Source organism: Salinarimonas sp. (genome assembly GCF_040111675.1).
GTDB lineage: Bacteria > Pseudomonadota > Alphaproteobacteria > Rhizobiales > Beijerinckiaceae > Salinarimonas.
On the sequence record NZ_CP157794.1, the window covers coordinates 2,692,429 to 2,714,634 of the forward strand.

General features: G+C 70.7%; 27 protein-coding genes. 12 read left to right on the top strand and 15 right to left on the bottom strand.

Going from position 1 to position 22,206, the window contains the following annotated elements; translation table 11 throughout:
* Nucleotides 1–38: 38 nt before the first annotated feature.
* From ABL310_RS12460 to ABL310_RS12490, 7 genes are all read right to left on the bottom strand, one after another.
* Nucleotides 39–2,186, bottom strand: coding sequence for an exonuclease domain-containing protein (locus tag ABL310_RS12460; protein WP_349367336.1), 2,148 nt, complete (start codon nt 2,184–2,186; stop codon nt 39–41).
* A 268-nt stretch (nt 2,187–2,454) separates the two neighbouring features.
* Nucleotides 2,455–2,823: a response regulator gene (locus tag ABL310_RS12465; RefSeq protein WP_349367337.1), complete on the bottom strand. Its 369-nt coding sequence runs from the start codon at nt 2,821–2,823 to the stop codon at nt 2,455–2,457.
* A 73-nt stretch (nt 2,824–2,896) separates the two neighbouring features.
* Complete coding sequence (locus tag ABL310_RS12470; protein WP_349367338.1) at nt 2,897–3,427, bottom strand: hypothetical protein; 531 nt, start codon at nt 3,425–3,427, stop codon at nt 2,897–2,899.
* Between the two features lie 28 nt (nt 3,428–3,455).
* Nucleotides 3,456–5,342 (bottom strand): putative nucleotidyltransferase substrate binding domain-containing protein, encoded by a 1,887-nt coding sequence (locus ABL310_RS12475; RefSeq protein ID WP_349367339.1) that lies wholly within the window; start codon nt 5,340–5,342, stop codon nt 3,456–3,458.
* A 145-nt stretch (nt 5,343–5,487) separates the two neighbouring features.
* Entirely contained in the window at nt 5,488–7,263 is a 1,776-nt protein-coding gene (locus tag ABL310_RS12480; RefSeq protein ID WP_349367340.1) for a sodium:solute symporter family protein, read from the bottom strand.
* A 7-nt stretch (nt 7,264–7,270) separates the two neighbouring features.
* A complete protein-coding gene (locus ABL310_RS12485) occupies nt 7,271–7,528 on the bottom strand; it encodes a DUF4212 domain-containing protein (RefSeq protein ID WP_349372051.1) in 258 nt (85 codons plus the stop codon).
* 296 nt (nt 7,529–7,824) lie between these two features.
* Nucleotides 7,825–8,082, bottom strand: coding sequence for a hypothetical protein (locus ABL310_RS12490; protein ID WP_349367341.1), 258 nt, complete (start codon nt 8,080–8,082; stop codon nt 7,825–7,827).
* A 226-nt stretch (nt 8,083–8,308) separates the two neighbouring features.
* On the opposite strand from ABL310_RS12490, the gene ABL310_RS12495 reads away from it, so the two are divergent.
* Nucleotides 8,309–9,469 (top strand): acyl-CoA dehydrogenase family protein, encoded by a 1,161-nt coding sequence (locus ABL310_RS12495; protein ID WP_349367342.1) that lies wholly within the window; start codon nt 8,309–8,311, stop codon nt 9,467–9,469.
* Nucleotides 9,470–9,481: 12 nt separating this feature from the next.
* Here ABL310_RS12495 and ABL310_RS12500 read toward each other — a convergent pair whose 3' ends face one another.
* Nucleotides 9,482–9,826: an antibiotic biosynthesis monooxygenase gene (locus ABL310_RS12500; RefSeq protein ID WP_349367343.1), complete on the bottom strand. Its 345-nt coding sequence runs from the start codon at nt 9,824–9,826 to the stop codon at nt 9,482–9,484.
* Nucleotides 9,827–9,907: 81 nt separating this feature from the next.
* On the opposite strand from ABL310_RS12500, the gene ABL310_RS12505 reads away from it, so the two are divergent.
* Nucleotides 9,908–10,180 (top strand): hypothetical protein, encoded by a 273-nt coding sequence (locus ABL310_RS12505; protein WP_349367344.1) that lies wholly within the window; start codon nt 9,908–9,910, stop codon nt 10,178–10,180.
* Between the two features lie 9 nt (nt 10,181–10,189).
* On the opposite strand, the gene recO is transcribed toward ABL310_RS12505, so the two are convergent.
* The 5 genes from recO to acpS all read right to left on the bottom strand — a co-directional run bounded on the left by recO (nt 10,190) and on the right by acpS (nt 13,933).
* Complete coding sequence (recO, locus tag ABL310_RS12510) at nt 10,190–10,918, bottom strand: DNA repair protein RecO (protein ID WP_349367345.1); 729 nt, start codon at nt 10,916–10,918, stop codon at nt 10,190–10,192.
* Between the two features lie 13 nt (nt 10,919–10,931).
* A complete protein-coding gene (gene era, locus ABL310_RS12515) occupies nt 10,932–11,891 on the bottom strand; it encodes a GTPase Era (protein ID WP_349367346.1) in 960 nt (319 codons plus the stop codon).
* Nucleotides 11,878–12,576, bottom strand: coding sequence for a ribonuclease III (rnc, locus tag ABL310_RS12520; RefSeq protein ID WP_349367347.1), 699 nt, complete (start codon nt 12,574–12,576; stop codon nt 11,878–11,880). The genes era and rnc overlap by 14 nt, the downstream gene beginning before the upstream one ends.
* A 30-nt stretch (nt 12,577–12,606) precedes the next feature.
* Nucleotides 12,607–13,371 carry a signal peptidase I gene (lepB, locus tag ABL310_RS12525; protein ID WP_349372052.1) on the bottom strand — a complete coding sequence of 255 codons (765 nt, stop codon included), beginning with the start codon at nt 13,369–13,371 and terminating at the stop codon, nt 12,607–12,609.
* 103 nt (nt 13,372–13,474) lie between these two features.
* Nucleotides 13,475–13,933 carry a holo-ACP synthase gene (acpS, locus tag ABL310_RS12530; protein ID WP_349367348.1) on the bottom strand — a complete coding sequence of 153 codons (459 nt, stop codon included), beginning with the start codon at nt 13,931–13,933 and terminating at the stop codon, nt 13,475–13,477.
* A 312-nt stretch (nt 13,934–14,245) separates the two neighbouring features.
* Between acpS and ABL310_RS12535 the strand changes: the two genes are divergently transcribed.
* The 6 genes from ABL310_RS12535 (at nt 14,246) to rplI (ending at nt 17,665) form a co-directional block, all read left to right on the top strand.
* Nucleotides 14,246–14,446, top strand: a complete 201-nt coding sequence (locus ABL310_RS12535) for a hypothetical protein (RefSeq protein ID WP_349367349.1) — start codon at nt 14,246–14,248, stop codon at nt 14,444–14,446.
* On the top strand, nt 14,433–14,963 hold the full coding sequence (locus ABL310_RS12540; protein ID WP_349367350.1) for a hypothetical protein: 531 nt from the start codon (nt 14,433–14,435) through the stop codon (nt 14,961–14,963). Before ABL310_RS12535 ends, ABL310_RS12540 begins: the two co-directional genes overlap by 14 nt.
* Nucleotides 14,964–15,237: 274 nt before the next feature.
* Entirely contained in the window at nt 15,238–15,699 is a 462-nt protein-coding gene (rpsF, locus tag ABL310_RS12545; RefSeq protein WP_349367351.1) for a 30S ribosomal protein S6, read from the top strand.
* A 2-nt stretch (nt 15,700–15,701) separates the two neighbouring features.
* Nucleotides 15,702–15,947, top strand: coding sequence for a 30S ribosomal protein S18 (gene rpsR, locus ABL310_RS12550; protein ID WP_349367352.1), 246 nt, complete (start codon nt 15,702–15,704; stop codon nt 15,945–15,947).
* Between the two features lie 123 nt (nt 15,948–16,070).
* Nucleotides 16,071–17,054, top strand: a complete 984-nt coding sequence (locus tag ABL310_RS12555; RefSeq protein ID WP_349367353.1) for a DUF2232 domain-containing protein — start codon at nt 16,071–16,073, stop codon at nt 17,052–17,054.
* Nucleotides 17,055–17,059: 5 nt separating this feature from the next.
* Nucleotides 17,060–17,665: a 50S ribosomal protein L9 gene (gene rplI / locus ABL310_RS12560; protein ID WP_349367354.1), complete on the top strand. Its 606-nt coding sequence runs from the start codon at nt 17,060–17,062 to the stop codon at nt 17,663–17,665.
* 72 nt (nt 17,666–17,737) lie between these two features.
* On the opposite strand, the gene ABL310_RS12565 is transcribed toward rplI, so the two are convergent.
* On the bottom strand, nt 17,738–18,190 hold the full coding sequence (locus tag ABL310_RS12565) for a PaaI family thioesterase (protein ID WP_374730327.1): 453 nt from the start codon (nt 18,188–18,190) through the stop codon (nt 17,738–17,740).
* 106 nt (nt 18,191–18,296) lie between these two features.
* On the opposite strand from ABL310_RS12565, the gene ABL310_RS12570 reads away from it, so the two are divergent.
* The 4 genes from ABL310_RS12570 to ABL310_RS12585 all read left to right on the top strand — a co-directional run bounded on the left by ABL310_RS12570 (nt 18,297) and on the right by ABL310_RS12585 (nt 21,351).
* Nucleotides 18,297–19,109: an enoyl-CoA hydratase gene (locus tag ABL310_RS12570; protein ID WP_349367355.1), complete on the top strand. Its 813-nt coding sequence runs from the start codon at nt 18,297–18,299 to the stop codon at nt 19,107–19,109.
* Complete coding sequence (locus ABL310_RS12575) at nt 19,106–19,633, top strand: CoA-binding protein (protein ID WP_349367356.1); 528 nt, start codon at nt 19,106–19,108, stop codon at nt 19,631–19,633. The genes ABL310_RS12570 and ABL310_RS12575 overlap by 4 nt, the downstream gene beginning before the upstream one ends.
* Nucleotides 19,634–19,699: 66 nt before the next feature.
* A complete protein-coding gene (locus tag ABL310_RS12580; protein WP_349367357.1) occupies nt 19,700–20,860 on the top strand; it encodes an XRE family transcriptional regulator in 1,161 nt (386 codons plus the stop codon).
* Nucleotides 20,857–21,351 carry a DUF4411 family protein gene (locus ABL310_RS12585; protein ID WP_349367358.1) on the top strand — a complete coding sequence of 165 codons (495 nt, stop codon included), beginning with the start codon at nt 20,857–20,859 and terminating at the stop codon, nt 21,349–21,351. The genes ABL310_RS12580 and ABL310_RS12585 overlap by 4 nt, the downstream gene beginning before the upstream one ends.
* Nucleotides 21,352–21,372: 21 nt before the next feature.
* Here the strand turns inward: ABL310_RS12585 and ABL310_RS12590 are convergent, their stop codons facing one another.
* Nucleotides 21,373–22,158: a hypothetical protein gene (locus tag ABL310_RS12590; protein ID WP_349367359.1), complete on the bottom strand. Its 786-nt coding sequence runs from the start codon at nt 22,156–22,158 to the stop codon at nt 21,373–21,375.
* Between the last annotated feature and the right edge of the window lie 48 nt (nt 22,159–22,206).

Here is a 22,206-nt window from a genome sequence, read left to right on the forward strand (position 1 = left end):
CATCCGTCGGAATCGTAGCCGCATGAACTGCGGCGTGATCAGGCCTGCGCGGCCATGCGCCGGCGCAGGCGCGCCTGCTTGTCGGACGCCGCGATCGCGTCGCGCAGGGTGCGCACGCCGTCGGCCTCGAGCAGCGGGATCATGCCGAGCAGCACCTGCGCGGTGGCGCGCGCGTCGCCGAGCGCGGTGTGGCGCGCCTCCGGGGGGATGGTCACGCCGAAGCGCTCGGCCAGCGTGTCGAGGGTGAGGCTCTCGCTCGTGCCGAAGAGATGCGCGCCGAGCAGGACCGTGTCGAGCACGGGCGCGTCGAAGGCGATGCCGGCGGCGTCCTCCTCGCGACGCAGGAAGGACAGGTCGAAGGCGGCGTTGTGGGCGACGAGCACGCCGTCGTCGAGGAAGGCGCGGAAGCGCGCGACGACGACGCTCGGCGGCTCGGCCCCCGCCACCATGGCGTCGGTGATGCCGTGTACCCGGCTCGCGACCGCGGGGATCGGGCGGCCGGGATCGACCAGCACGTCGAAGATCTCCCCGGAGATCACCCGGTTGTTGACGACCCGCACGCCCGCGATCGAGCAGAGCGCGTCGCGGGCCGGCTCCAGGCCCGTCGTCTCGGTGTCGAACACGACGAAGGTGAGCCCCCGCAGCGGCCGCTCGTCGAGGGGGGTCGGCGCGAGGCCGCTCAGAAGGCCGAAATCGTAGAACTCGGCGCGCTCCGGCACCGGCGTCGGCGCCTTGGCGATGGGGAGGTCCTCGTCGCGCGCCGCGGCGAGCGGCAGCTCGAGGCGGGCGCGGCCGGGCGTCTCCGGATCGGGCACGCACCACAGGTCCGTGCGGTGGCGGGCGAGGACGTCGTGGCCGGTGACGGCGCCGGCGCCGTCCTCGAGCCGCTCGTCGAGCCAGTCCTCGACCGTCGCCGGAGACGGCGCCTCCCCCTCCCAGGAGGCGAGGAGGCGCACGCGGCCGTTCTCCGCGACGGCCGAGAGCCGGAAGGCCCGCGTGCCGGCATGGACCGCGATGCGGTTGACCAGGTGCTCGACGAGCGCGGTGATCGAGGCGGAATCGCAGCGCAGCCAGGCGGGCTCGCCCGCGCTCTCGAAGGCGAGGTCGCGCCCCTCCGAGCGGCGCACCTTGATCAGCTGGAACAGGGTCGGCGAATGCGTCGTCGCCATCGGCCAGGCGGAGGAGACGAGGTCGGAGGCCGCCTCCTCCAGCCGGTCGAGGCGATCGCCGAGCTCGGCCGGCTCGCGGGCGAGGAGGTCGCGGGCGAGGGCCACGTCCTGCGCCGCCGGCGCGTCGCCGCCGCGGGCGAGGAGATCGCCGGCGAGCGCCAGAGCCGCCACCCGCTCGCGCATGTCGCGGATGCCGTCCTGCAGCAGCCGGTCGCGCCAGACGCCGGCGGCGAGCTCGTTCGTCACGTTCTCGAAGGAGAGGACGTAGCCGGTGGGGTGCGCGCCGTCCGCGTCGAGCATCAGCGACATGCGCCCGACGATGCGCGCGTTCTCCTTGGCGGTGGCGCCGACGATCGTGGTGGTGAGACCGTCGCGGTGGATGCGGTGGCGCCCGGTGCGGAACCGGTCCTGGAGCCGCTCCAGCGTATGGGCGAGGACGCGCCCGGACAGGACCTCCGTCAGCGGCCGGTCGAGGCCGATCTCGCCGGAGGCGCCGAGGATCTCGAGGGCGCGGCGGTTGTAGAGCGTCACCTTGTGGGCGAGCGTGCAGATGACGACGCCCTGGCGCAGGTCGCGGAGCACGATCTCGAGATTGCGCCGCTCGCGCTCGGCCTCGGCCGTGGCGGCGGCGACGGCGGCGTCGACCTCCTCGCGCGCCTCGTCCAGCGCCTGCGTGAACTCGGCGATGGCGGGCGCGAGGAGGCCGAGATAGCGGCCCTTCTCGACGGAGGGCGGCTTGCGCGCGGCGCGGGCGTGGACGGCGGCGCGCACGTCCGCGGCGATGGCGACGAGGGGCTGGGCGACGTTCTCGTCGAACTTGAGCCAGACCCAGGCCGTGAGCCCGAAGGTGACGCCCACCGCGATCAGCCCCGCGAGCGTCACCGGCGCGGCCGAGGCGAGATCGGCGGCGCGGAAGACGTAGACCAAGGCTCCCACGATGCCGACCGCGGCGCCGAGGGCGATCAGCGCGAAGAACAGGAAGATACGGGTGCGCAGGGACCAGCGGGCGGGATTCATGCGCGCCTCCCCGTGAGGGACGTTCGCGATGGTGCTCGCCGGCGCGTCTCTTTTCCTTCCCTGTAGGGGAAGGTGGCTCGGCGAAGCCGAGACGGATGGGGCGCGCCGCAGGCGCGTTCGGCGAAGCCGAAGTCGACGGCGGAGACAGGCCGCTGCCGGGGCTTCCGCTTCGCGGAACGCGTCGCTTCGCGCCGCGCCCCATCCGTCACGCCGCCTGCGGCGGCGCGCCACCTTCCCCTACAGGGAAGGAGAACTCCCGTCGCGCCCCTCATCGCCCCCCCTCCCCCGCCAGCGCGGCCTCGAGGTCGGCGAAGCCGAAGGGCTTCGTCAGCATGGCGTCGGCGCCGAGCGCGCGGGCCTTCTCCCTGTCGATGGAACGCCCGCGGGGGCTGGTGAGCACGATGCGCATCCCCGCGAGGGCGGGATCGGAGCGGGCGGCGCGGCACAGGTCGTAGCCGTCGCGGCCCGCGAGCATGGCGTCGAGCACCGCGGCGCGGGGCCGCCCCGCGCGCAAGGCCGCGAGGGCGGCCTCGCCGTCCTGCGCCGTCTCGACCTCGTATCCCGCCGCGGCGAGGAGGCGCGCCAGGGCGGCGCGGAACGGCTCCTCGTCGTCGGCGACGAGCACGCGTCCCGCCACCGTACCTCCTCGGCCCTCCCCAGGGCGCATTGTGATGGACGGGCGCGGTTGGCTCCGCGCACCGCCCCGTCTCTCACGACGTCGCGGTCCGCGCGCCGTCGCACACCACCGCGTGAAGCGGATCGTCGGGCCCGAGCGGCTGCCAGGGCCCGCCGATCGGCTCGCCCGCCTCGTCGAAGCCCTCGATGTCGACGGCGTCCGCCCTCCGACCGCCGGCGCAGTCGAAGACCGCCGTAACCGTCGCGGTCGGCATGTAGCGCTGCAGCACGAAGATCTCCGCGAGCCGGTAGTCCGGCTCGTCCGGGTTCGGCACCACCCGCCCCACGGCGACGAAGCGGTTCACCGGCGCGACGAGATAGGTCCAGGGCTGGAGCGGGCTCGGCTGGCCGTAGCTCTGCGCCACGCGCACGCTGTCGGGCAGGGCGCCGGCGGTGCGCCCGAACCAGGAATAGTCGTTGTAGAGCGTATAGCTCATCATCGCGACGCCGGCCGCGATCGGCAGGAGCCAGCGCGGCGGCCTGCGGCCGAACGCCCGGAAGACGAGCATCGTCACGCCCGCCACGGCGACGCCCAGAACCAGAACGGCGATCAGGTTGAACCACATGGACGCGTCTACCCGTTGCTGAGCCGGCTCAGCCCGCCGCCCGCCCGTGGGCGAGCGCGGCCTGGAGGCCCTTCACGACGCCGAAGGCGTCCTTGAGATGGTTGCGTTGCAGCGCCGAGAGGCTCGACGGCTTGAGGAAGTTGTCCGGCTTCGCCCCCGCGCGCACCTGCGTCGCCTGATGGGCGAGCCGAGTCTCGGCGATGAGGTCGTAGGCGTCGACGAGGTCGGCCGCGCCGCTCTCCGAGAGCGTGCCGGCCTCGCGGGCGGCGAGGATGCGCTCGCGCGTGTTCACGGCGGGAATGGCGCCGTCCAGCGCGTAGACGCGCGCGAGATCGACGATGGGCACCACGCCCGAATGCTTGAGATCGACCGCGTCCTTGTGCTCGCCCGAGCGGATCAGCGCGAAGCCCCGGAAGATCGAGAGCGGCGGCGTGTGCTTGAGCGAGTTCGCGATCATGTGGGCGCGGAAGATGCTGTTCTTGCGCGCGGCGGCGAGCGTCTCGGCCTGCAGCCCCTCGTGGAGCCGCGCCTCGCCCGCGATCGGGCGCAGGTCGAACATGACGGAGGACAGCATCTGCGCCATCGGGTCCGGGCGGGCGATCCAGCCGGCGAAATAGGAGCGCCAGACCCGCGCGGGCTGACGCCATTTCGAGTTCGTCGCCATCATGTCGCCGGGGCAGAAGTAATAGCCGCAGGCGTCCAGCCCGTCCGAGACGAAGCGGGCGAGATCGGCGAAATAGGCGCCGTGGCGCGCCTCCTCGTAGGAATCGTCGAGGATGAGGCAATTGTCCTGGTCGGACACGCCGGTCTGCTCGCGCCGGCCCTGGCTGCCGCAGGCGAGCCAGAGCCAGGGCGTGGGCGCGGGCCCGAGCCGCTCCTCGCCGAGCTTCAGGAGCTGGCGGGTCACCGCGTCGGCGACGCCCGTGATCGCGTGGCCGACGCGATGCGCCGGCATGCCGGAGCCGACGAGCTGGACGAGCAGCTCCGGCAGCTTGGCGACGACGCCGGTCAGGCCCGCGACGTCGCGCGCCTTGGCGATGTCGGCGAGGAGGTACATCGCCGAGACGGTCTGCCGGCGCACCAGGTTGGTGCGCGTGAGAACGCCCGCCGCCCTGCCCTCGCGGGCGATCGGCAGGTGGCCGAAGCCGCGCTCGGACATCAGCACCATGGCGTCGTAGACGAGCGCGTCGGGCGCGAGCGTCTCGGGCGCGGGGGTCATCGCGTCGGAGACGGGGGTGTCCGCGCCGCGGCCGCGGGCGACGATGCGGCCCGTCAGGTCGCCGGTGGTGAGGAGGCCGACGAGGCGGCCCTCCCCGTCCTCCACCAGGACGCAGGAGATCGACCGCTCCGCCATCAGCGCCGCCGCCTCCCGCACCGGCGTGTCCGGCGAGACCGCGATCGGGTTCGGCGTCATGACGTCGGAGAGGGGCGCGGCGAGGCCGATCTCGACCCCGCTCTCGCGCGGCGCGGCGCGCCGGGCGGCGGCGGCGCGCAGCCGGTCGTAGAAGGCGTCCACGGCCGGGTTCGCGGCGAGCAGCCCGAAAAAATCGGCGCGGGGAACGGACAGCGTGCGGGTCGGCTCGATGGCGACGGCGCGCACGGAAGAGGGCTTGTCGCGCAGGACCGCGCGGGCGCCGACGGCCTCGCCCGGGGCGTAGCGGGTGACGCGCTCGCCCTCGCCGGAAAAGGCGTCGATCGCGCCGGAGAGCACGATCTCGACGCGCGCGGCCGGCATGCCGTGGCGCAGGAGCACGGCGCCCTCGGCGTGCTCGCGCACCGCGCCCGCGGCGACGAAGGCGGCGAGCGCCTCGCGGTCGAGGAGATCGAACGGGTGGTGCCGGGCGAGGAAGGCGCGCGCACGCTCGAGCGCGGCGTCGGGCAAGGCCTCTGCGGGGCGGGACGCGGGCTGCGTCATGGAGATCTCGGGTCTCGAGGTTTCGCCCCCGGCGAAACGGGATGCGGAGCCCGCCACGGGGCGGGCTCCGCTGGATTATCGAGCACGTGGCTCGACCGCGTCGACTTCGGGTCCGTGCGGACGCCGGGGTCGACGCGGGTGGCGCTCAGTGGGCGACCGCGCCGCCCGCGCCGCGCGGGATGCGGACGCTCTCGACCAGCTCCTGGATCTCCTTCGGCGGCGCGGACGTCGCCTTGGAGACGGCGTAGGCCACGCCGAAGTTGAGGAGCGCGCCGATCACGCCGAAGGACGCCGGCGAGATGCCCAGGAGCCAGAACTCGGCGGTGTCGGGCAGCTGGTTGGTCCCCGGAATGAAGAACCAGCCCTTGTAGACGAAGATGTAGACGCAGGTCGTGAGGATGCCCGTGAGCATGCCCGCGATCGCGCCGACATTGTTGATGCGCTTCGAGAAGATGCCCATCATCAGCACCGGGAAGATCGAGGACGCCGCGAGGCCGAAGGCCAGCGCCACGGTCTGTGCCGCGAACCCGGGCGGATTGAGCCCGAGATAGGTGGCGAGCGCGATGGCGCCGACCATGGCGAGGCGGGCCGCCAGAAGCTCGCCCTTCTCCGAGATCGAGGGCATCACCGCGCTCTTGAGCACGTCGTGCGAGATCGCCGACGAGATCGCGAGCAGGAGGCCCGCCGCCGTCGAGAGCGCCGCCGCGAGGCCGCCGGCCGCGACGAGGGCGATGACCCACGGCGGCAGGTTGGCGATCTCCGGGTTGGCGAGAACCAAGATGTCCGGGTTCACCTGGAGCTCGTTACCGGCCCAGCCCCATTCCTGCGCCTGAGCGGCGAAGGCCTCGTTCCGGTCGTTGTAGTACTGGATCCGGCCGTCGTCGTTCTTGTCCGTGAAGGTGATCAGGCCCGTGGTCTCCCAGGTCTGGAACCAGTCCGGACGGTTCTCGTAGGCGAGGTTGCCCTCGGGCGCGCCGACCTCGCCGGTCTGGATCGTGTCGACGATGTTGAGGCGGGCCATGGCGCCGACGGACGGAGCCGTGAAGTAGAGGATGGCGATGAAGACCAGCGCCCAGCCGGCGGACCAGCGGGCGTCGGCCACCTTCGGCACGGTGAAGAAGCGGATGATGACGTGCGGCAGGCCGGCGGTGCCGATCATCAGCGCCAGCGTGAACAGCACCATGTTGAACATGGACGTGTTCAGCGCGGTGTACTGGGCGAAGCCGAGGTCGGTGATCACCGCGTCGAGACGCTGCAGCAGCGGCATGCCCGAGGCGGTGTGCTCGGAGAACAGGCCGAGCGGGGGCACCGGGTTGCCGGTGAGGTTGAGCGAGATGAAGATCGCCGGGATCGTGTAGGCCGTGATCAGCACGACGTACTGCGCCACCTGCGTGTAGGTGATGCCCTTCATGCCGCCGAGCACCGCGTAGACGAACACCACGGCCGAGCCGATGAACAGGCCCGTGGAGGTGTCGACCTGCAGGAAGCGGGCGAAGGTGACGCCGACGCCCGTCATCTGCCCGATGACGTAGGTCACCGAGATGATGATCAGGCAGATGACGCCCACGAGCCGCGCCGTCTGCGAATAGAACCGGTCGCCGATGAACTCGGGCACAGTGAACTTGCCGAACTTGCGCAGGTAGGGCGCGAGCAGCATGGCGAGGAGCACGTAGCCGCCCGTCCAGCCCATGAGGAAGGACGAGTTGCCGTATCCGGTGAAGGCGATCAGGCCCGCCATCGAGATGAAGGAGGCGGCCGACATCCAGTCGGCGGCGGTCGCCATGCCGTTGGTGACCGGGTGGATGCCGCGGCCGGCGGCGTAGAACTCGCCGGTCGAGCCGGCGCGCGCCCAGATGGCGATGCCGATATAGAGCGCGAAGGTCGCGCCGACGACGATGTAGATGAGGGTTTGCGTTTCCATTGCCGCCTCACTCCTCGACGCCGAAGTCGCGATCGAGCTTGTTCATTCGCCATGCGTAGAAGAAGATCAGCGCCAGGAAGACGATGATCGACCCCTGCTGCGCGAACCAGAAGCCCAGGTCCGTGCCTCCGAACTGGATGCCGGACAGGAGCGGCCGCAGGATGATGGCGAAGCCGAACGCCACGACCGCCCAGACGATGAGGCAGTTGCGGACGAGGCTGAGATTCGCCTTCCAGTATTTCTGATCGCGGTCGTTTTGGCTCATCATGTGCGCCCACCTGAGTTTTGCGGTTCCCCCGCCGCGTCCCCTTTCCGGAACCGGAGCCACGGCCTACGCGATGATGCGCATGCCAGGCGTCCCGTCTCGCACCCTCCCCGGCGCGACGCGGCTGCCCCGTTCCGCCTGTGCGGAACCGAGCGTGCGACACTCTATGACCGAGTCGAACGGCGCCGTAACCAGGACATTCGGCTAATGCGTGGAAATACCAAGGTATTTCGCCGGGGGCCCGGATTGTTTTCGCAAGACCCGAAGACGGTTCGCGGCAAGGCGGAGCACGGCGCTCAGGCGGCGCGCGGACCCGTGCGGAAGAAGGAAAAGCCATGCCGGCGCGCTCGGCCGGCGACGCTGCCGTAGTCGAATCCGGGCAGCGACGAAGCGGCGTCCGCCTCGCACAGATATTCCCATTCGTCGTCGACGAAAGGAGGAATCGCCCGGTCGAGCGGCACCGCGCAGACGAGGTCCGATCCCCGGCGGCGGAAGAGATTGAAGACCTGTCCCCAAGAGCCGGGGCGCAGACTATCGTGCAACTGCATATTCATGGCGTGCCCCCATGATCGAGGCGAGCGTACCACGCGCGAATCATGCGAAAAGACGTAGTTCGTCGCCCCAATCCTTTGCAGACGAACGAGTTGCGCGCCGCCGCCGGTGCGCGCCGGGCCGCGTCACCCACGCGCCGAATGCGAATCCGAGGTGGCCTCACCGCCTTCTGGCCAGACGGCGCCGCGCCGGTTAGCTAGATCTGGTGTGTTCGACACGGAGGCGCGGATGCGGACGACGACCGAGGACCATCGCGAGATCCGGGAGGCGGTGGCGAAGCTCTGCGAGGCGTTTCCGGACGCCTATTGGCGCGCGCTCGACCGCGAGGGCGCCTATCCCACCGCCTTCGTCGAGGCGCTGACCGAAGCCGGCTATCTCGCCGCGCTGATCCCCGAGGAGTACGGCGGCGCCGGGCTGCCGCTCTCGGCAGCGGCGGCGATCCTCGAGGAGATCCAGCGCTCCGGCGGCAACGGCGCCGCCTGCCACGCGCAGATGTACGTCATGGGCACGCTGCTGCGCCACGGCTCGGACGCGCAGAAGGCGCGCTTCCTGCCCGACATCGCCGCGGGCCGCCTGCGGCTCCAGGCCTTCGGCGTCACCGAGCCGACGTCGGGCACCGACACGACGGCCCTGCGCACCACGGCGCGGCGCGAGGGCGACCATTACGTCGTCAACGGGCAGAAGATCTGGACGAGCCGGGCCGCCCATTCCGACCTGATGATCCTTCTCGCCCGCACCACGCCGCGCGAGGCCTGCGCCAAGCGGACGGACGGGCTCTCGGTCTTCCTCGTCGACATGCGCGCGGCGCTGGGGAACGGGCTCACGCTCAGGCCGATCCGCACGATGATGAACCACGCGACGACGGAGATCTTCTTCGACGACCTGCGGGTGCCGGCCGAGAACCTGATCGGCGAGGAGGGCCGTGGCTTCCGCTACATCCTCTCGGGGATGAACGCCGAGCGCATCCTCATCGCCGCCGAATGCGTCGGCGACGCCAAGTGGTTCATCGACAGGGCGGGCGCCTACGCCAGGGAGCGCGTGGTCTTCGGCCGCCCCATCGGCCAGAACCAGGGCGTCCAGTTCCCCATCGCCAAGGCCTATGCGCAGATGCGCGCGGCGGAGCTGATGGTACGCGAGGCGGCGCGGCTCTACGAGGCCGGCGAGGCCTGCGGGGCGGAGGCGAACATGGCCAAGATGCTCGCCGCCGACGCCTCCTTCGAGGCCGCCAACGTCTGCGTCCAGACCCATGGCGGCTTCGGCTTCGCGGCGGAATACGACGTCGAGCGCAAGTTCCGCGAGACGCGGCTCTACCAGGTCGCGCCGATCTCGACGAACCTGATCCTCGCCCATCTCGCCGAGCACGTTCTGGGGCTGCCGCGCTCGTATTGAGGGCGGCACGCCTCACCCGTGCGCGGCGCGGCTGTCCTGCGGCGCCTGGGCGCGATCGGTCATGCCGTAATCGCGCGACACCGCCGCGACGCGCAGCCGATAGTCGGCGAACATCTCGGCGCGACCGAGCGCCTGGGCGACGCGGTGGGCGCGGGTCTCGCGCCAGGCCGCGATGGCGTCCTCGTCCTCCCAGAACGAGAGCGAGAGCAGCTTGCCGGGCTCGGTCAGGCTCTCGAAGCGCTCGACCGAGACGAAGCCGGGGATGGTCTCGAGCAGGCCCCGCAGCTCGGCGGCCATGGCCATGTAGTCGGCGCGCTTCCCCTCGTTCGGCCAGACCTCGAAGATGATCACCTGCATGTCGCCCTCGTTCCCGGCCGGAACCGTCGCCGCCCGCGTCCGGTTGACCTCGCGAGCGTAGCGTCAATAGGAGGACACGGCGTGGAAGTCGACGGTGCACAGGGTCTCATCTGGTCTTTGACCATCATCGTGATGCCCATCCTGCTGGGGCTCGCGATCGCCTTCGGCGCCTACCAGACCTGGAAGCGCCGCCGCACCGGGGGCCCTCCGCGCCGCCTGCCGCCGGGCGAGATCGAGAACGTCGACCCGAACCCGGACGAGAACGCCCAGGCCCGCTACATGGGCAAGCTCGGCGTGATCTCGACCGTGGTGTTCGTCGTCGCGGTGATCCTGATCTTCGTCTACTTCTTCTGAGCCGGAGCGTCAGTCCTCCCGGGCGAGAAGCGCGACGAAGCGGGCGCGCTCGGGCGGGAGGGCGAGGTCGCGCGGCGCGAAGACGTAGCGTTCCAGGAAATGGCCGGTCAGGGCGAAGCCCTGTGCGAGCTCCCGCGGCGGCGGGTCCGCGTCCGTCTCCCGGCTCGACAGGAAGGCCGGCAGCGGCAGGAGCCGCTCCGCATAGGGCGCCCCCGCCTCGCGCGAGACGGCGCGCCCGGTCTTCGGCGAGACGTAGACGAGCCCCTCCTGCGCGCCGGTCGCCGCGCAGCGGGCGAGATCGAGGCCGAAGCCGAGCTCCGCGAGGAGCGCGAGCTCGAAGGCGACGAACAGGCGCGGCGCGATCTCCGGGTCGTCGAGATGAGACACGAGCGCCTCCGCGGCCGCGTAGAGCGCCGGATGCGGGTCGCGCTCCGGCAGCGCCCGCAGCAGCGCCGCCATCGTGCCCAGGCCGTAGAGCGCGAGGCGCGAGCCCATCAGCGCGCCGGAGCGCGCGACCAGCGGCTCGACCGTGTAGGTCCCCATCTGCTCGTCGATCCGCGCGCGCCAGCTCGCCGCGACGGTGTTGCCCGGCTGGATCACGGCCGCGAGCCGCTTCGAGCGCCCGCCGTGGAGATAGCCGAGATGGCGGCCGTGCGCCTTGGTCAGCAGCTCGAGGATCGCGCCGCTCTCGCCATGGGAGCGGGCGCCGAGAACGATGCCGTCGTCGCTCCATTCCATGGCCGGGCGCCTCTCACCCCTTCGGAAACTCGAGCCCCATCGCCCGGTAGCGCTCCGGATCGTCGACCCAGCGCTCGCGCACCTTCACGAACAGGAAGAGGTGGACCGGGTGCTCGGCGGCCTCGGCGATGTCCTTGCGCGCCGACTGGCCGATGGCCTTGATGGTGCGCCCGCCCTCGCCGAGCACGATCTTGCGCTGGCTCTCGCGGGCCACGTAGATCGTCTGCTCGACGCGAGCCGAGCCGTCCGGGCGCGCCTCCCAGCTCTCGGTCTCGACGTGGCTCTCGTAGGGCAGCTCCTCGTGGAGGCGCTCGTAGATCTTCTCGCGGGTGATCTCGGCGGCGAGCATGCGCAGCGGCGCGTCCGAGATCTGGTCCTCCGGGTAGAGCCAGGGGCCCTCCGGCATCATGCCGGCCAGCGTCTCCATCAGCCGCTCGACGCCGTCGCCCTTGAGCGCCGAGATCATGAAGGTGTGGTCGAAGGAGGCCTTCTCGTTGAGCGCGGCGGCGAGGGCGAGCAGCTTCGTGCGCTCGATCACGTCGATCTTGTTGAGGACGAGGATCTTCGGCCGGCGCACCTCGGCGAGCTTCGCGACGATGGCCTCGACCTCGTCGTCGATGCCCTTGCGCGCGTCGACGAGCAGGCACACGGCGTCCGCGTCCGCGGCGCCGCCCCAGGCCGAGGTGACCATCGCCCGGTCGAGCCGGCGCTTGGGCTTGAAGATGCCCGGCGTGTCGACGAAGACGATCTGCGCGCGGCCCTGGATGGCGATGCCGCGCACCAGCGCACGCGTCGTCTGCACCTTGCGCGAGACGATCGACACCTTGGTGCCGACGAGCTGGTTGAGCAGCGTCGACTTGCCGGCGTTGGGCGCGCCGATCAGCGCGACGAAGCCCGCCGTCGTCGGCCCCGCGCCCACCTCGCCCGTCTCCTCGCCCGCACCTGCGGGGGTCTCGTCCTCATGCTCCGCCATCGGCGTCCTTCCACAAGCCCAGATGCACCAGAACGGCCCGCGCGCCGTCCTGTTCGGCCGCGCGCTTGCTCGGCCCCTCCCCCGCGATCGTCTCCATTCCCGCGATCACGACGCCGACCTTGAACAGCGGCGCGTGCTCGGGCCCCGTCCGGTCGAGGAGCGCGTAGCGCGGCGGCGCCTCCCCGCGGCCCTGGAGATGTTCCTGCAGCACGGTCTTGGGGTCGCGCGGGACGGCGCGCGTCGCGCGGATCATGTCGCCGAAGCCGGCCTCCACCACGCGCCGCGCCGCCTCGTGGCCGCCGTCGACGTAGACCGCCCCGATGATGGCCTCGCAGACGTCGCCCAGGATCGAGCGGTTCGCCCGCGCCGCGGTGCGGCCGATGCCGTGACCGAAGACGATGTGCGGCGCGACGTCCCAGCCCTGGGCGACCTCGGCGCAGGTCTCCTTGCGCACGATCTCGGAGAAGCGCTTCGAGAGCTCGCCCTCGTTCGCCTCGGGGTAGGTCTCGAACAGGAGCGAGGCGACGACGATGCCGAGCGCCCGGTCGCCGAGGAACTCGAGCCGCTGGTAGTGCGCGCCCTTGCCCTCCTTGGAGGCGCTCATGTGCGTGAGCGCCTCGACGAGGAGGTCGCGATTCGCGAAGGCGTGGCCGACGCGCGCCTCCAGCGGTGCGAGCGGATCCATGCTCTTGCGGTCGGCGCCCATCGCGGCCGGTCAGCGGATCTGGTCGAGGATGCGCTCCCAGCGCACCGTCCAGGGCCACTCCCACAGGCGCCAGGCGGAGGCGTCCTCGTCGATGGAGAAGAAGATGATCTCGGCGCGGCCGACGAAGTTCTCGTAGGGCACGTAGCCCACCGACGAGAGGTCCCGCGAATCGGTCGAGTTGTCGCGGTTGTCGCCCATCATGAAGTAATGGCCCTCGGGCACCGTGTAGACCTCGGTGTTGTCCCAGAAGCCGCGATCGCCGTCGCGCTCGATGATGTGGTGCTGCGTGCCGTCGGGCAGCGTCTCCAGGAAGCGCGGCACCGAGACGGTGCGGCCGAACGGGTCCGTCGTGACGAAGGGCTCGGCCTCCTCGCGCACGACCATCTCGCCGTTGATGTAGAGACGCCCGTCGATCATCTGCACCCGGTCGCCCGGCAGGCCGACGACGCGCTTGATGTAGTCGGTGGCGTTGTCCGCCGGCAGCTTGAACACGGCGATGTCGCCGCGCTGCGGCTCGGAGCCCCAGACGCGCCCGTCCATCACCGGCGGGCCGAAGGGGATCGAATAGCGCGAATAGCCGTAGCTGTATTTCGAGACGAACAGGTAGTCGCCGACGAGCAGCGTCGGCACGAGCGAGCCCGAGGGAATGTTGAAGGGCTGGAACAGCAGCGTGCGCACCACGAGCGCGATGAGCAGCGCCTGGACGATGACCTTGACGGTCTCGAGGATGCCGCCCTCGCTCTTCTGCTTCGCCTTCACCGCACTGCCCTTCATGCCTGCGGCCCGCGCGTCGTCGTTGACGTCGTTGCTCAAGTCCCTGGTCCTCTCGGGGCCCCGCGCGTGTCGCGCGCGGGATGCCGCATGCCCCATCGCGGGTCTATCTGAAAGGCGAACGCGCCGCAATCGTGACGGAGCGCGCCGAGAACGCCCAGCGCGCGGCGATGGGGCGCGCCTCGATGGTGACGAAGGCCTGCGCCGGCGGCGGGTCGTCGGTGAGGCTGACATGCACGATCGCCTCGTGCCCCGGCGGCGTGATCGCCGCGAGCCGGGCGGCGGCGCCGTTCGTCAGCCGCATGGTGGGCTGGCCGGAGGGGAGGTTCACCACCTCCATGTCGCGCCAGAACACGCCGCGCCGGAGCCCCGTACCGAGCGCCTTGGCGCAGGCCTCCTTCGCCGCGAAGCGCCGCGCATAGGACGGCGCCCGCGCCGCCCGCCGTTCCGAGCGCCGCCGCTCGCCCTCGGTGTAGACACGGTGCGTGAAGCGCTCGCCGAAGCGCGCGAGGGTCTTCTCGATGCGGCGGATGTCGCACAGGTCGGAGCCGATGCCGATGATCATGGAGCAGTGCTTCCTTTTCGCCCATCCTAATCCGAGCCCGCCTGCCGAGGCGAGCGGGGCGCGCGCGCTCCGGTGCGCGTGGCTGTCGAACGCCTTCTCGAACAGGTCCCGAGGCGCGTGCGCCGAGGCCTGTAGAGCGGTGCAATTGCAAACCCGGGCCTTTGTGGAACATTGCGGAGCGAGCGTTCGGCGACGCTTCACCGCGCCGGAGCGAGGGGGAACGATCTGTGTTGACATCTGTTGACAGCTGCCGCGGAATGTGGTGGCGTAATGGCTAGGCCGCGACATCCCAACAAGGAGGTCGAAGACGCCGTGGCGTATGCGGAATCGCAGGGCTGGAGCTTTCGCAAGCAGGGGCACTGGGGCCGGCTCTATTGCGCGAAAGCCGATCGCGACGGCTGCCAAGTCGGCGTGAATGGAACCCCCAAAAACGCCGACAATCACGCGCGCCAGATCGTCCGGGCGGTGAACCGCTGTCCCCACAGGCAGGAGGCCGACGATGAAGACGTTTGAGTTCAGCATCATCGCATCCGGCCCGGATCCGAAGGCCGAGGATTTCGAGAGCCGCTTCTACGACGCCGGCTGCGACGACGCGACGATCTCGTTCCAGAGAGGCCACGTCATCATCGACTTCGCGCGCGAGGCGGTTTCTCTGGACGAGGCGATCGCGTCGGCGATAGCCGACGTGCGGCGTGCGGGCGCAGTCGCCGACCGGGTCGAGCCGGATCCGTTGGTGAGCCTCTCCGAGATCGCGCACCGCACGAAGCTTTCGCGAGCGGCGGTAAGCCTTTACGCGAAGGAGCAGCGGGGCGCGGGCTTCCCGGCCCCGGCGGTTCGAGTCACATCGGAGAGTCCGCTCTACGAGTGGGAGGCTGTGGCTGCTTGGATGCACCGACGAGGGACATTGCGAGAAGAGCAAGTCATCGAGGCGGCGATCATTCGATCTGCCAACGAGCATCTCGATCTGGACGACGTTTCGCTTCGGGAACGCCTGCGCGCGACCGCACGACAGCAAAAGATCTCCGCCTGAGCCCGACGACGAACCTTCGACACCGGAACCGCGACATCTCCGTGGCGCGGAGGGCCTTGCCATCCGCCCCGGCATCGCGTATGTCCGCGGCCTCGCGTTCGCTCCGGCCGGGGGCTGAACGGACGGTCGCTCGCGCCCAGGTGCGCCGGCGGCAGGGGCTTCGGTCCCGTCGTCCCGTGTCTCCGCCTTCGAACAAACGCTTTGGGCCTTGGCAGGCTCGAGGGGCTTGGCGCCGATCGGACGCGCGAGACGAAGAGAGAAAGGCCACAAGCGAATGGCGTTGTACGAGCACGTCTTCCTGGCGCGTCCCGACGTGACGAGCCAGCAGGTCGAATCGATGGTCGAGACCTTCAAGGGGATCATCGAAGGCAATGGCGGCAAGGTCGAGAAGGTCGAGTCCTGGGGGCTCAAGACGCTCGCCTACCGCATCAAGAAGAGCCGCAAGGCCCACTTCACCCTCCTCAACATCGACGCCCCGCACCCGGCGCTGGCGGAGATGGAGCGTCAGATGCGCCTCTCCGAGGACGTCCTGCGCTTCATGACCATCAAGGTCGAGGCGCTCGATCCCGAGCCCTCCGCCATGATGCAGAAGCGCGATCGCGACGACCGTCGCGAGGACCGCCGCGGCGGCGAGCGCGGGGACCGTGGCGATCGCGGGGACCGCGGCGACCGCGGTGATCGTGGCGATCGCGGCGAGCGCCGTCGTCGCGACGAAGACCAGAGCGAGGAGGGCTGATCATGGCCGGTGGTGCTTCCGGGGGCCGTCGCCCCTTCTTCCGTCGTCGCAAGACGTGCCCGTTCTCGGGCGCCAATGCGCCGAAGATCGACTACAAGGACGTCAAGCTGCTCTCGCGCTACATTTCCGAGCGCGGCAAGATCGTGCCTTCCCGCATTACGGCGGTGTCGGCCAAGAAGCAGCGCGAGCTCGCCCAGGCGATCAAGCGCGCGCGCATCCTGGGCCTTCTGCCCTTCGTGATCCAGTAAGCGCCTCCTCGAGGCGACAGCACCCTCCGCCCGGCGTACGCGCCGGGCGCGTTGGGGCGGCCGGGCCCGGTGGCGGGTCCTCGCGCCGCCTCTAACCTCGCGACACGCGACGGGACAGCGAACGTGACGAACTTCATAGCGATCGGCATCGGCGCGGGCCTCGTCTCCGCCCTCCTGACTGCGGTGGTCACGCAGGGGAGCACGATCGCGTTCGTCCTCTACCTGCTCTCCCCGATCCCGATCCTCGTCGCAGCCCTCGGCTGGGACCATCGCGCCGGCCTCGTCGGCGCGCTCGTCGGCGGCGTGGCGCTCGCCGTCGCCGTCGATCCGGTGGCGGGCCTCGGCTTCGCCTTCGCCAGCGCGCTGCCCGCCTGGTGGCTCGCCTACCTGTCGCTGCTGGGCCGGCAGACGCCGGACGGCAAGATGGAATGGTACCCGCTCGGGCGCCTCCTCGCCTGGATCGCCGGCGTCGCCTCCCTCACCTTCCTCGCCGCGATCGCTCTGCCGCATTTCGACTACGCGACCTATCGCGAGACGGCGCTGCAGGTGGCCGAGCTCGCCATCCGCGCGCAGACCGGAACGCCGGCGACGGCCCCGATCCCGAACATCGGCGACGTGCCGGCCCAGCAGGCGATCGAGCAGTTCACCGTGCTCCTGCCGGTGGTCGCCGCGGCGGGCTTCGTCCTCGTCTACGTCGTCTATCTCTGGCTCGGCGCGCGCATCGTGGCGATCTCCGGCCGGCTGGCGCGGCCCTGGCCGTTCATCCCGGCGACGACGATGCCGCGCGAGGCCGCGCTGGTGCTCGCGGCGGCGCTCGTCGTCGCGGTGTTGACCTCGGGTTTCGTCGGCGCCTTCGCCACGGCGCTCTCGGCGGCCCTGTTCATGGCCTTCGGCCTCTCGGGCCTCGCCTTCGTGCACGACGTGAGCCGCGGCCGCTCCGGGCGCTTCCTGCTCCTGTTCGGCACCTACACGCTGCTGCTGCTCAGCCAGTTCCTCGTCTTCGTCGCCCTGTCGATCATCGGCATCGCCGACACCGCCTTCGGCCTGCGCGGCCGATTCTTCGCCAACCGTCCTCCGACGATCACCAGAAAACCTCCCGAGGAGTGAAACCGATGGAAGTCATCCTGCTCGAGCGCGTTCCCAAGCTCGGCCAGATGGGCCAGACCGTGCGCGTGCGCGACGGCTACGCCCGCAACTACCTGCTCCCGCTCGGCAAGGCGCTGCGCGCCACCAACGCCAACAAGGAGCGCTTCGAGAACCAGCGCGCCCAGCTCGAGGCCCGCAACCTCGAGCGCCGCAAGGAAGCCGAGGAGGTCCACGCCAAGCTCGACGGGCAGACCTTCGTGCTGATCCGCTCGGCCGGCGAGTCGGGCGTGCTCTACGGCTCGGTCTCGACCCGCGACCTCGCCGAGATCGTGACGGAGGCCGGCTTCTCGGTCGAGCGCCAGCAGATCCAGCTGTCGCAGCCGATCAAGACGCTCGGCCTGCACAAGGTCGCGATCCTCCTCCATCCCGAGGTCGAGTCGACCGTCACCGTCAACGTCGCCCGCTCGGCCGACGAGGCGGAGCGCCAGGCGCGCGGCGAGGACGTCTTCACCCGCGAGGAGCTCGACCTCGACGAGCTCGGCCTCGAGGTCGGCGCGGCGCTGGAGGAGTTCGAGCGTCCCGAGCGCGGCGCCGGCGCCGAGGAAGAGCAGCAGACCGGCGAGGAGGCGTGATCCTCCCGCGTCCGCGACGCGCTGTGGGGGCGGCCTTCGGGCCGCCCTTTTCGCATCCGCCGCGGTACGGGCTCACGGCAGCGCGTAGGTCCCCGTGGCGTGGCAGACGGGCTCGGGCCGCGTGTCGGAGTGGATCGTCACCTCGCCCACGGCGAGCCGGCGCCCGAGCTTGAGGAGCCGCGTGTCGGCGACGAGCGCCGACTGGGGCGGCTTGCGCAGGAAGTTGAAGGTGAGGCTCGTCGTCACCGCCAGCGCGACCGGGCCGACATTCGCGAGCACCGCCACGTAGAGCGCGAGGTCGGCGAGCGTCATCATCGAGGGCCCCGACAGGGTGCCGCCCGGGCGGATGTGGCGCGGGTGGAAGTCGAGCCGCATGCGCGCCGTCATCGGACCGACGGCCTCGACGTGCCAGATCCTGCCGTCGAGATAGATCTCGGGAAACTCCCGCTCGAGGAACGCCTCGACCTCCTCGCGGGTCATCACGGGCAGCCGTGCGTCCTCGCGCATTGCCGATCGCTCGCTCATCGGGCAGTCTCCCCTCACGCCGCATGCGGGTTCTCGCGCCCGCGCGAAGCCATCTGAACGTGCGCCGACGCCGAGATCAAGCGCGGCGCCGCGCCGGGAGGACCTCATGAACGCCCATACCGGCATCGACGCCCCGCCGTTGACCCGCGCCGACGCGGACGGGGTCGCCGTTCTCACCCTCGACAATCCGCGCGCCCGCAACGCGCTGTCCGACCGCACCATCGCCCTCCTGCACGAGACGCTGGACGCCATCGCCGCCGACGCCTCGGTGCGCTGCGTGGTGCTCGCGGCGGAGGGACCCGCCTTCTGCGCCGGGCACGACCTCAAGGAGATGACCGCGCGCCGCGCCGACGCGGACCGGGGCCGGGCCTATTTCGAGGACCTGATGGGGCGCTGCTCGGCGATGATGCAGGCGATCGTCGCCCTGCCCCAGCCGGTGATCGCCGCCGTCGAGGGCGTCGCCACCGCCGCCGGCTGCCAGCTCGTCGCCACCTGCGACCTCGCGGTGGCGGGCGAGAACGCGCGCTTCGCGACGCCGGGCGTGCAGATCGGGCTGTTCTGCTCGACGCCGATGGTGGCGCTCTCGCGCAACCTGTCGCGCAAGCACGCCATGGAGATGCTGCTCACGGGCGAGGCGGTCCCGGCTGCCGAGGCGCATCGAATGGGCCTCGTCAACCGCGTCGTCCCGGCGGGCGCCGCCAGGGACGAGGCGCTCGCGCTCGCCCGCTCCGTCGCCGCCCGCTCGAGCCTGACGATCAAGACCGGCAAGCGCGCCTTCTACGCGCAGGCCGAGATGGGCCTCGCCGAGGCCTACGACTACGCGGCCCGCGTGATGGCCGAGAACATGATGGCGCGCGACGCCGAGGAAGGCATCGGCGCCTTCATCGAGAAGCGCGCGCCCACCTGGGAAGACCGATGAGCCACGACAGCTATCCCGACGCGACGATCCGCGCCATCCTCACCAGCACGAAGTCCATCGCCCTCGTGGGCGCCTCGAACAACCCGGCGCGCCCGAGCTGGATCGTCATGAAGTATCTCCTCGGGCGCGGCTTCGAGGTGATCCCGATCAACCCCGGCCAGGCCGGCGGCGAGATCCTGGGCCAGCAGGTCTACGCCTCGCTCGAGGACCTCGATCGCCCGGTCGACATGGTCGAGATCTTCCGCAATTCGGAGGCCGCCGGCCCGATCGTCGACGAGGCGCTGGCGCTGGAGCCCAAGCCGAAGACGATCTGGATGCAGCTCTCGGTGCGCAACGACGAGGCCGCGGCCCGAGCCGAGGCCGCGGGCGTGCAGGTGGTGATGAACCGCTGCCCGAAGATCGAGTTCGGCCGGCTCTCCGGCGAGATCTCGTGGCAGGGCGTCAACTCGCGCGTCCTCTCCGCCAAGAAGCCCACCCGCGCCGCGGGAGGCGTCCAGAAGCTGACGATCGGGCCGGGGCGCTAGCGCGATCGTACCCTTGTGCGTCGTCCAACGTTCGGCTATACACGCCCGAGTCGATCGGAACGAGCCATGCCAGCAGCGCTGATCAACGGCACCATGCTTCGGTGGGCTCGGGAGCGTGCGGGCGTGAGCATCGAAGCGGTGGCGGAACGGCTGAGCAAGAGCCCGGACGACCTGGCGGCGTGGGAGCGCGGGGACGCGAAGCCCACCTTTCGCCAGGCGCAGGCGCTCGCATCGGCTCTGCACGTTCCATTCGGTTTCCTGTTTCTCACGGAGCCGCCCGCGGAGCCTCGCCTGCCCGATTTCCGCCGGCTCTCGGGAGAGCGCGACACCCCGCGCTTCGACGCCAATACGCTCGACCTCATCCGGGACGTTCTGTTCAAGCACGACTGGTACAAGCAGATCCTGATCGAGGAGGGAGACGAACCGCTCGGCTTCGTCGGGCGCTTCGGCACGTCCGACGCTCCCTCCGCCGTCGCTGACGACATGCGCTCGGTGCTGGGCCTGATGCCGGACCATGCGAGGCGGACCAAGGGGCAGCAGGAATGGCTGCGCGACGCCGTCGGCGCAGCGGAGACCGCGCGCATCTGGGTAATGAAGAGCGGCGTCGTCGGCAACAGCACGCGACGAACGCTCGCCGTCGCTGCATTCCGGGGGTTCGCGATCGCCGATCCGATCGCGCCGCTCGTCTTCGTCAACGGAAACGATGCGACGGCGGCGCAGATCTTCACCTTCGCGCACGAGCTCGCCCATATCTGGCTCGGCAGCACGGGCATCTCCGACGTCGTTTCCGGGCTGACCCGGCCCCGCGGCGACGTCGAGAGCTTCTGCAACCAGGTCGCCGCCGAGTTTCTCCTGCCGTCGCGGATCGTCGTCGGCGAATGGTCGGACAGGCGATCCGCCTCGGCCAACGTCGACGCGCTCGCGACATCCTGGAAGGTGAGCAGGATCGTCGCCGCCAAGAAGGCGCTCGATCTCGACCTGATCGAGCGCGCGGCGTTCGAGAGCATCTACGAGCAAGAGCGGGCACGTTGGGCCGCGCTGCCCAAGAACGGCGTCGGCGGCGGGAATTTTCACGCGACCTTGCCCGTGCGGTTCGGGCGGCGTTTCACCGAAGAGGTGGTTCGGCGCGCGATGAGCGGCGACACGCTGCTGCGGGACGCGGGCGCGCTCCTCAACACGAAGCCCAGGACCATCGTGGAGCATTTCCGGAGGGCTTCGCCTCGATGAAGTACCTCCTCGACGCCAACGTCTTCATCGAGGCGAGCAATCGGTACTATGCCTTCGACATCTGTCCCGGCTTCTGGGCGTGGATGGACATCGTCACCGGAGCCGACGCGGCGAGCGTCGCTCTCGTCCGTGACGAGATAGCGAGCGGCGCGGACCTGCTCGCGGAATGGGTGAAGGACCGCGCGGCGGAGCCTTGGTTTCTCCCCGTGGACGATACCGCGACTCAGGTCGCCTTCCAGGCGGTCGCCGCACACGTCGCATCCGGTCCGTACACGCCGCAGGCGCAGGCCCGTTTCCTGTCCGGTGCGGACCCTTGGCTGGTCGCCAAGGCGATGATCGCCGGCTGCACGATCGTCACTCACGAGGTCGCGGCGCCCGGCGCGAAGAAGCGCGTTCCGCTCCCGAACGTCTGCGCGCACTTCGGGGTCGCCACGCTGAACACGTTCGACGCCATGCGCGCGCTGAAGGCCTCGCTGGCGCTCGCGGCCTGACCGTACGCCCATTCCGCGGGGCTATGCGGCGGCGCGAACCGCCCTCCCCCGGATCGCCGCGCGCACCAGCACGAACAAAACCACCGCGTTCAGTACGTGCCACAGGAAGTGCGTGCCCATCGGCAGCCAGCCGCAGATCGCGACGTCGATGGAGCGGAAGACGAGGGACGTGGCGAAGACGGCCGCCGCGACGAGGAGCGCCGTGCCGGCCTCGTGGGGCGCGACGACCTTGTCGAGGAAGGCGCGGGCGCGGGCGTGCTCGTCGTCTTCGCCCCAGGCCTGGTTCTTGCGGTTCATCAGCACGGTCTCGGCGCGGCGCGCCTTCAGGACGAGCAGCCCGCCGACGAGAATCAGCGCCAGAGCCGCCGGGAAGTAGCCGACCGAGCCGTTGACGTCCGCCCCCTCGCCGAACACCCCCGTCCAGCCGGCGGGGAAGACCGCGCTCGCCCCGAAGAAGGCGAGCGTGAGGAGCCCGGCCGCGATCCAGCCCAGCCGGAAGAAGCGGTGCATGGCCAGCAGGAAGAAGGAATAGATGAAGATCGTGATCGGGATGACGTCGGCGAGCAGCGACCAACGGTTCGCGTAGGTGTGGAACAGGAACGAGCCGACGCCTGTCGCCGCGACGATTCCGATCAGGAAGAGCGCGAAGCCGTCGCGGCCGCCGCCCCCCCGCCACAGCGCGAAGGCGATCGCAGCCGCGACCAGGAACGCGCCGTTCGAGATCGCGTTGACCGGTTCGGCCCAGAAGCCGATACCGGCGCGCTCGCAATAGAGGTCGATCGGGGCGCACCAGCCGGTCTCGTCCATGAGGCGTTCTCCGGGGCGTGGTTCTCTCGGGGCGTCGCTTTCGGGGCG

Excerpts from the sequence above, each read along its gene's own strand:
- ABL310_RS12460 (WP_349367336.1), bottom strand. The coding sequence starts at position 2,186 with ATGAATCCCGCCCGCTGGTCCCTGCGCACCCGTATCTTCCTGTTCTTC.
- ABL310_RS12470 (WP_349367338.1), bottom strand. The coding sequence starts at position 3,427 with ATGTGGTTCAACCTGATCGCCGTTCTGGTTCTGGGCGTCGCCGTGGCG.
- ABL310_RS12475 (WP_349367339.1), bottom strand. The coding sequence starts at position 5,342 with ATGACGCAGCCCGCGTCCCGCCCCGCAGAGGCCTTGCCCGACGCCGCG.
- ABL310_RS12480 (WP_349367340.1), bottom strand. The coding sequence starts at position 7,263 with ATGGAAACGCAAACCCTCATCTACATCGTCGTCGGCGCGACCTTCGCG.
- ABL310_RS12485 (WP_349372051.1), bottom strand. The coding sequence starts at position 7,528 with ATGAGCCAAAACGACCGCGATCAGAAATACTGGAAGGCGAATCTCAGC.
- ABL310_RS12490 (WP_349367341.1), bottom strand. The coding sequence starts at position 8,082 with ATGAATATGCAGTTGCACGATAGTCTGCGCCCCGGCTCTTGGGGACAG.
- ABL310_RS12495 (WP_349367342.1), top strand. The coding sequence starts at position 8,309 with ATGCGGACGACGACCGAGGACCATCGCGAGATCCGGGAGGCGGTGGCG.
- ABL310_RS12500 (WP_349367343.1), bottom strand. The coding sequence starts at position 9,826 with ATGCAGGTGATCATCTTCGAGGTCTGGCCGAACGAGGGGAAGCGCGCC.
- recO (WP_349367345.1), bottom strand. The coding sequence starts at position 10,918 with ATGGAATGGAGCGACGACGGCATCGTTCTCGGCGCCCGCTCCCATGGC.
- era (WP_349367346.1), bottom strand. The coding sequence starts at position 11,891 with ATGGCGGAGCATGAGGACGAGACCCCCGCAGGTGCGGGCGAGGAGACG.
- rnc (WP_349367347.1), bottom strand. The coding sequence starts at position 12,576 with ATGGATCCGCTCGCACCGCTGGAGGCGCGCGTCGGCCACGCCTTCGCG.
- lepB (WP_349372052.1), bottom strand. The coding sequence starts at position 13,371 with ATGAAGGGCAGTGCGGTGAAGGCGAAGCAGAAGAGCGAGGGCGGCATC.
- acpS (WP_349367348.1), bottom strand. The coding sequence starts at position 13,933 with ATGATCATCGGCATCGGCTCCGACCTGTGCGACATCCGCCGCATCGAG.
- ABL310_RS12540 (WP_349367350.1), top strand. The coding sequence starts at position 14,433 with ATGAAGACGTTTGAGTTCAGCATCATCGCATCCGGCCCGGATCCGAAG.
- rpsF (WP_349367351.1), top strand. The coding sequence starts at position 15,238 with ATGGCGTTGTACGAGCACGTCTTCCTGGCGCGTCCCGACGTGACGAGC.
- rpsR (WP_349367352.1), top strand. The coding sequence starts at position 15,702 with ATGGCCGGTGGTGCTTCCGGGGGCCGTCGCCCCTTCTTCCGTCGTCGC.
- rplI (WP_349367354.1), top strand. The coding sequence starts at position 17,060 with ATGGAAGTCATCCTGCTCGAGCGCGTTCCCAAGCTCGGCCAGATGGGC.
- ABL310_RS12565 (WP_374730327.1), bottom strand. The coding sequence starts at position 18,190 with ATGAGCGAGCGATCGGCAATGCGCGAGGACGCACGGCTGCCCGTGATG.
- ABL310_RS12570 (WP_349367355.1), top strand. The coding sequence starts at position 18,297 with ATGAACGCCCATACCGGCATCGACGCCCCGCCGTTGACCCGCGCCGAC.
- ABL310_RS12575 (WP_349367356.1), top strand. The coding sequence starts at position 19,106 with ATGAGCCACGACAGCTATCCCGACGCGACGATCCGCGCCATCCTCACC.
- ABL310_RS12580 (WP_349367357.1), top strand. The coding sequence starts at position 19,700 with ATGCCAGCAGCGCTGATCAACGGCACCATGCTTCGGTGGGCTCGGGAG.
- ABL310_RS12585 (WP_349367358.1), top strand. The coding sequence starts at position 20,857 with ATGAAGTACCTCCTCGACGCCAACGTCTTCATCGAGGCGAGCAATCGG.
- ABL310_RS12590 (WP_349367359.1), bottom strand. The coding sequence starts at position 22,158 with ATGGACGAGACCGGCTGGTGCGCCCCGATCGACCTCTATTGCGAGCGC.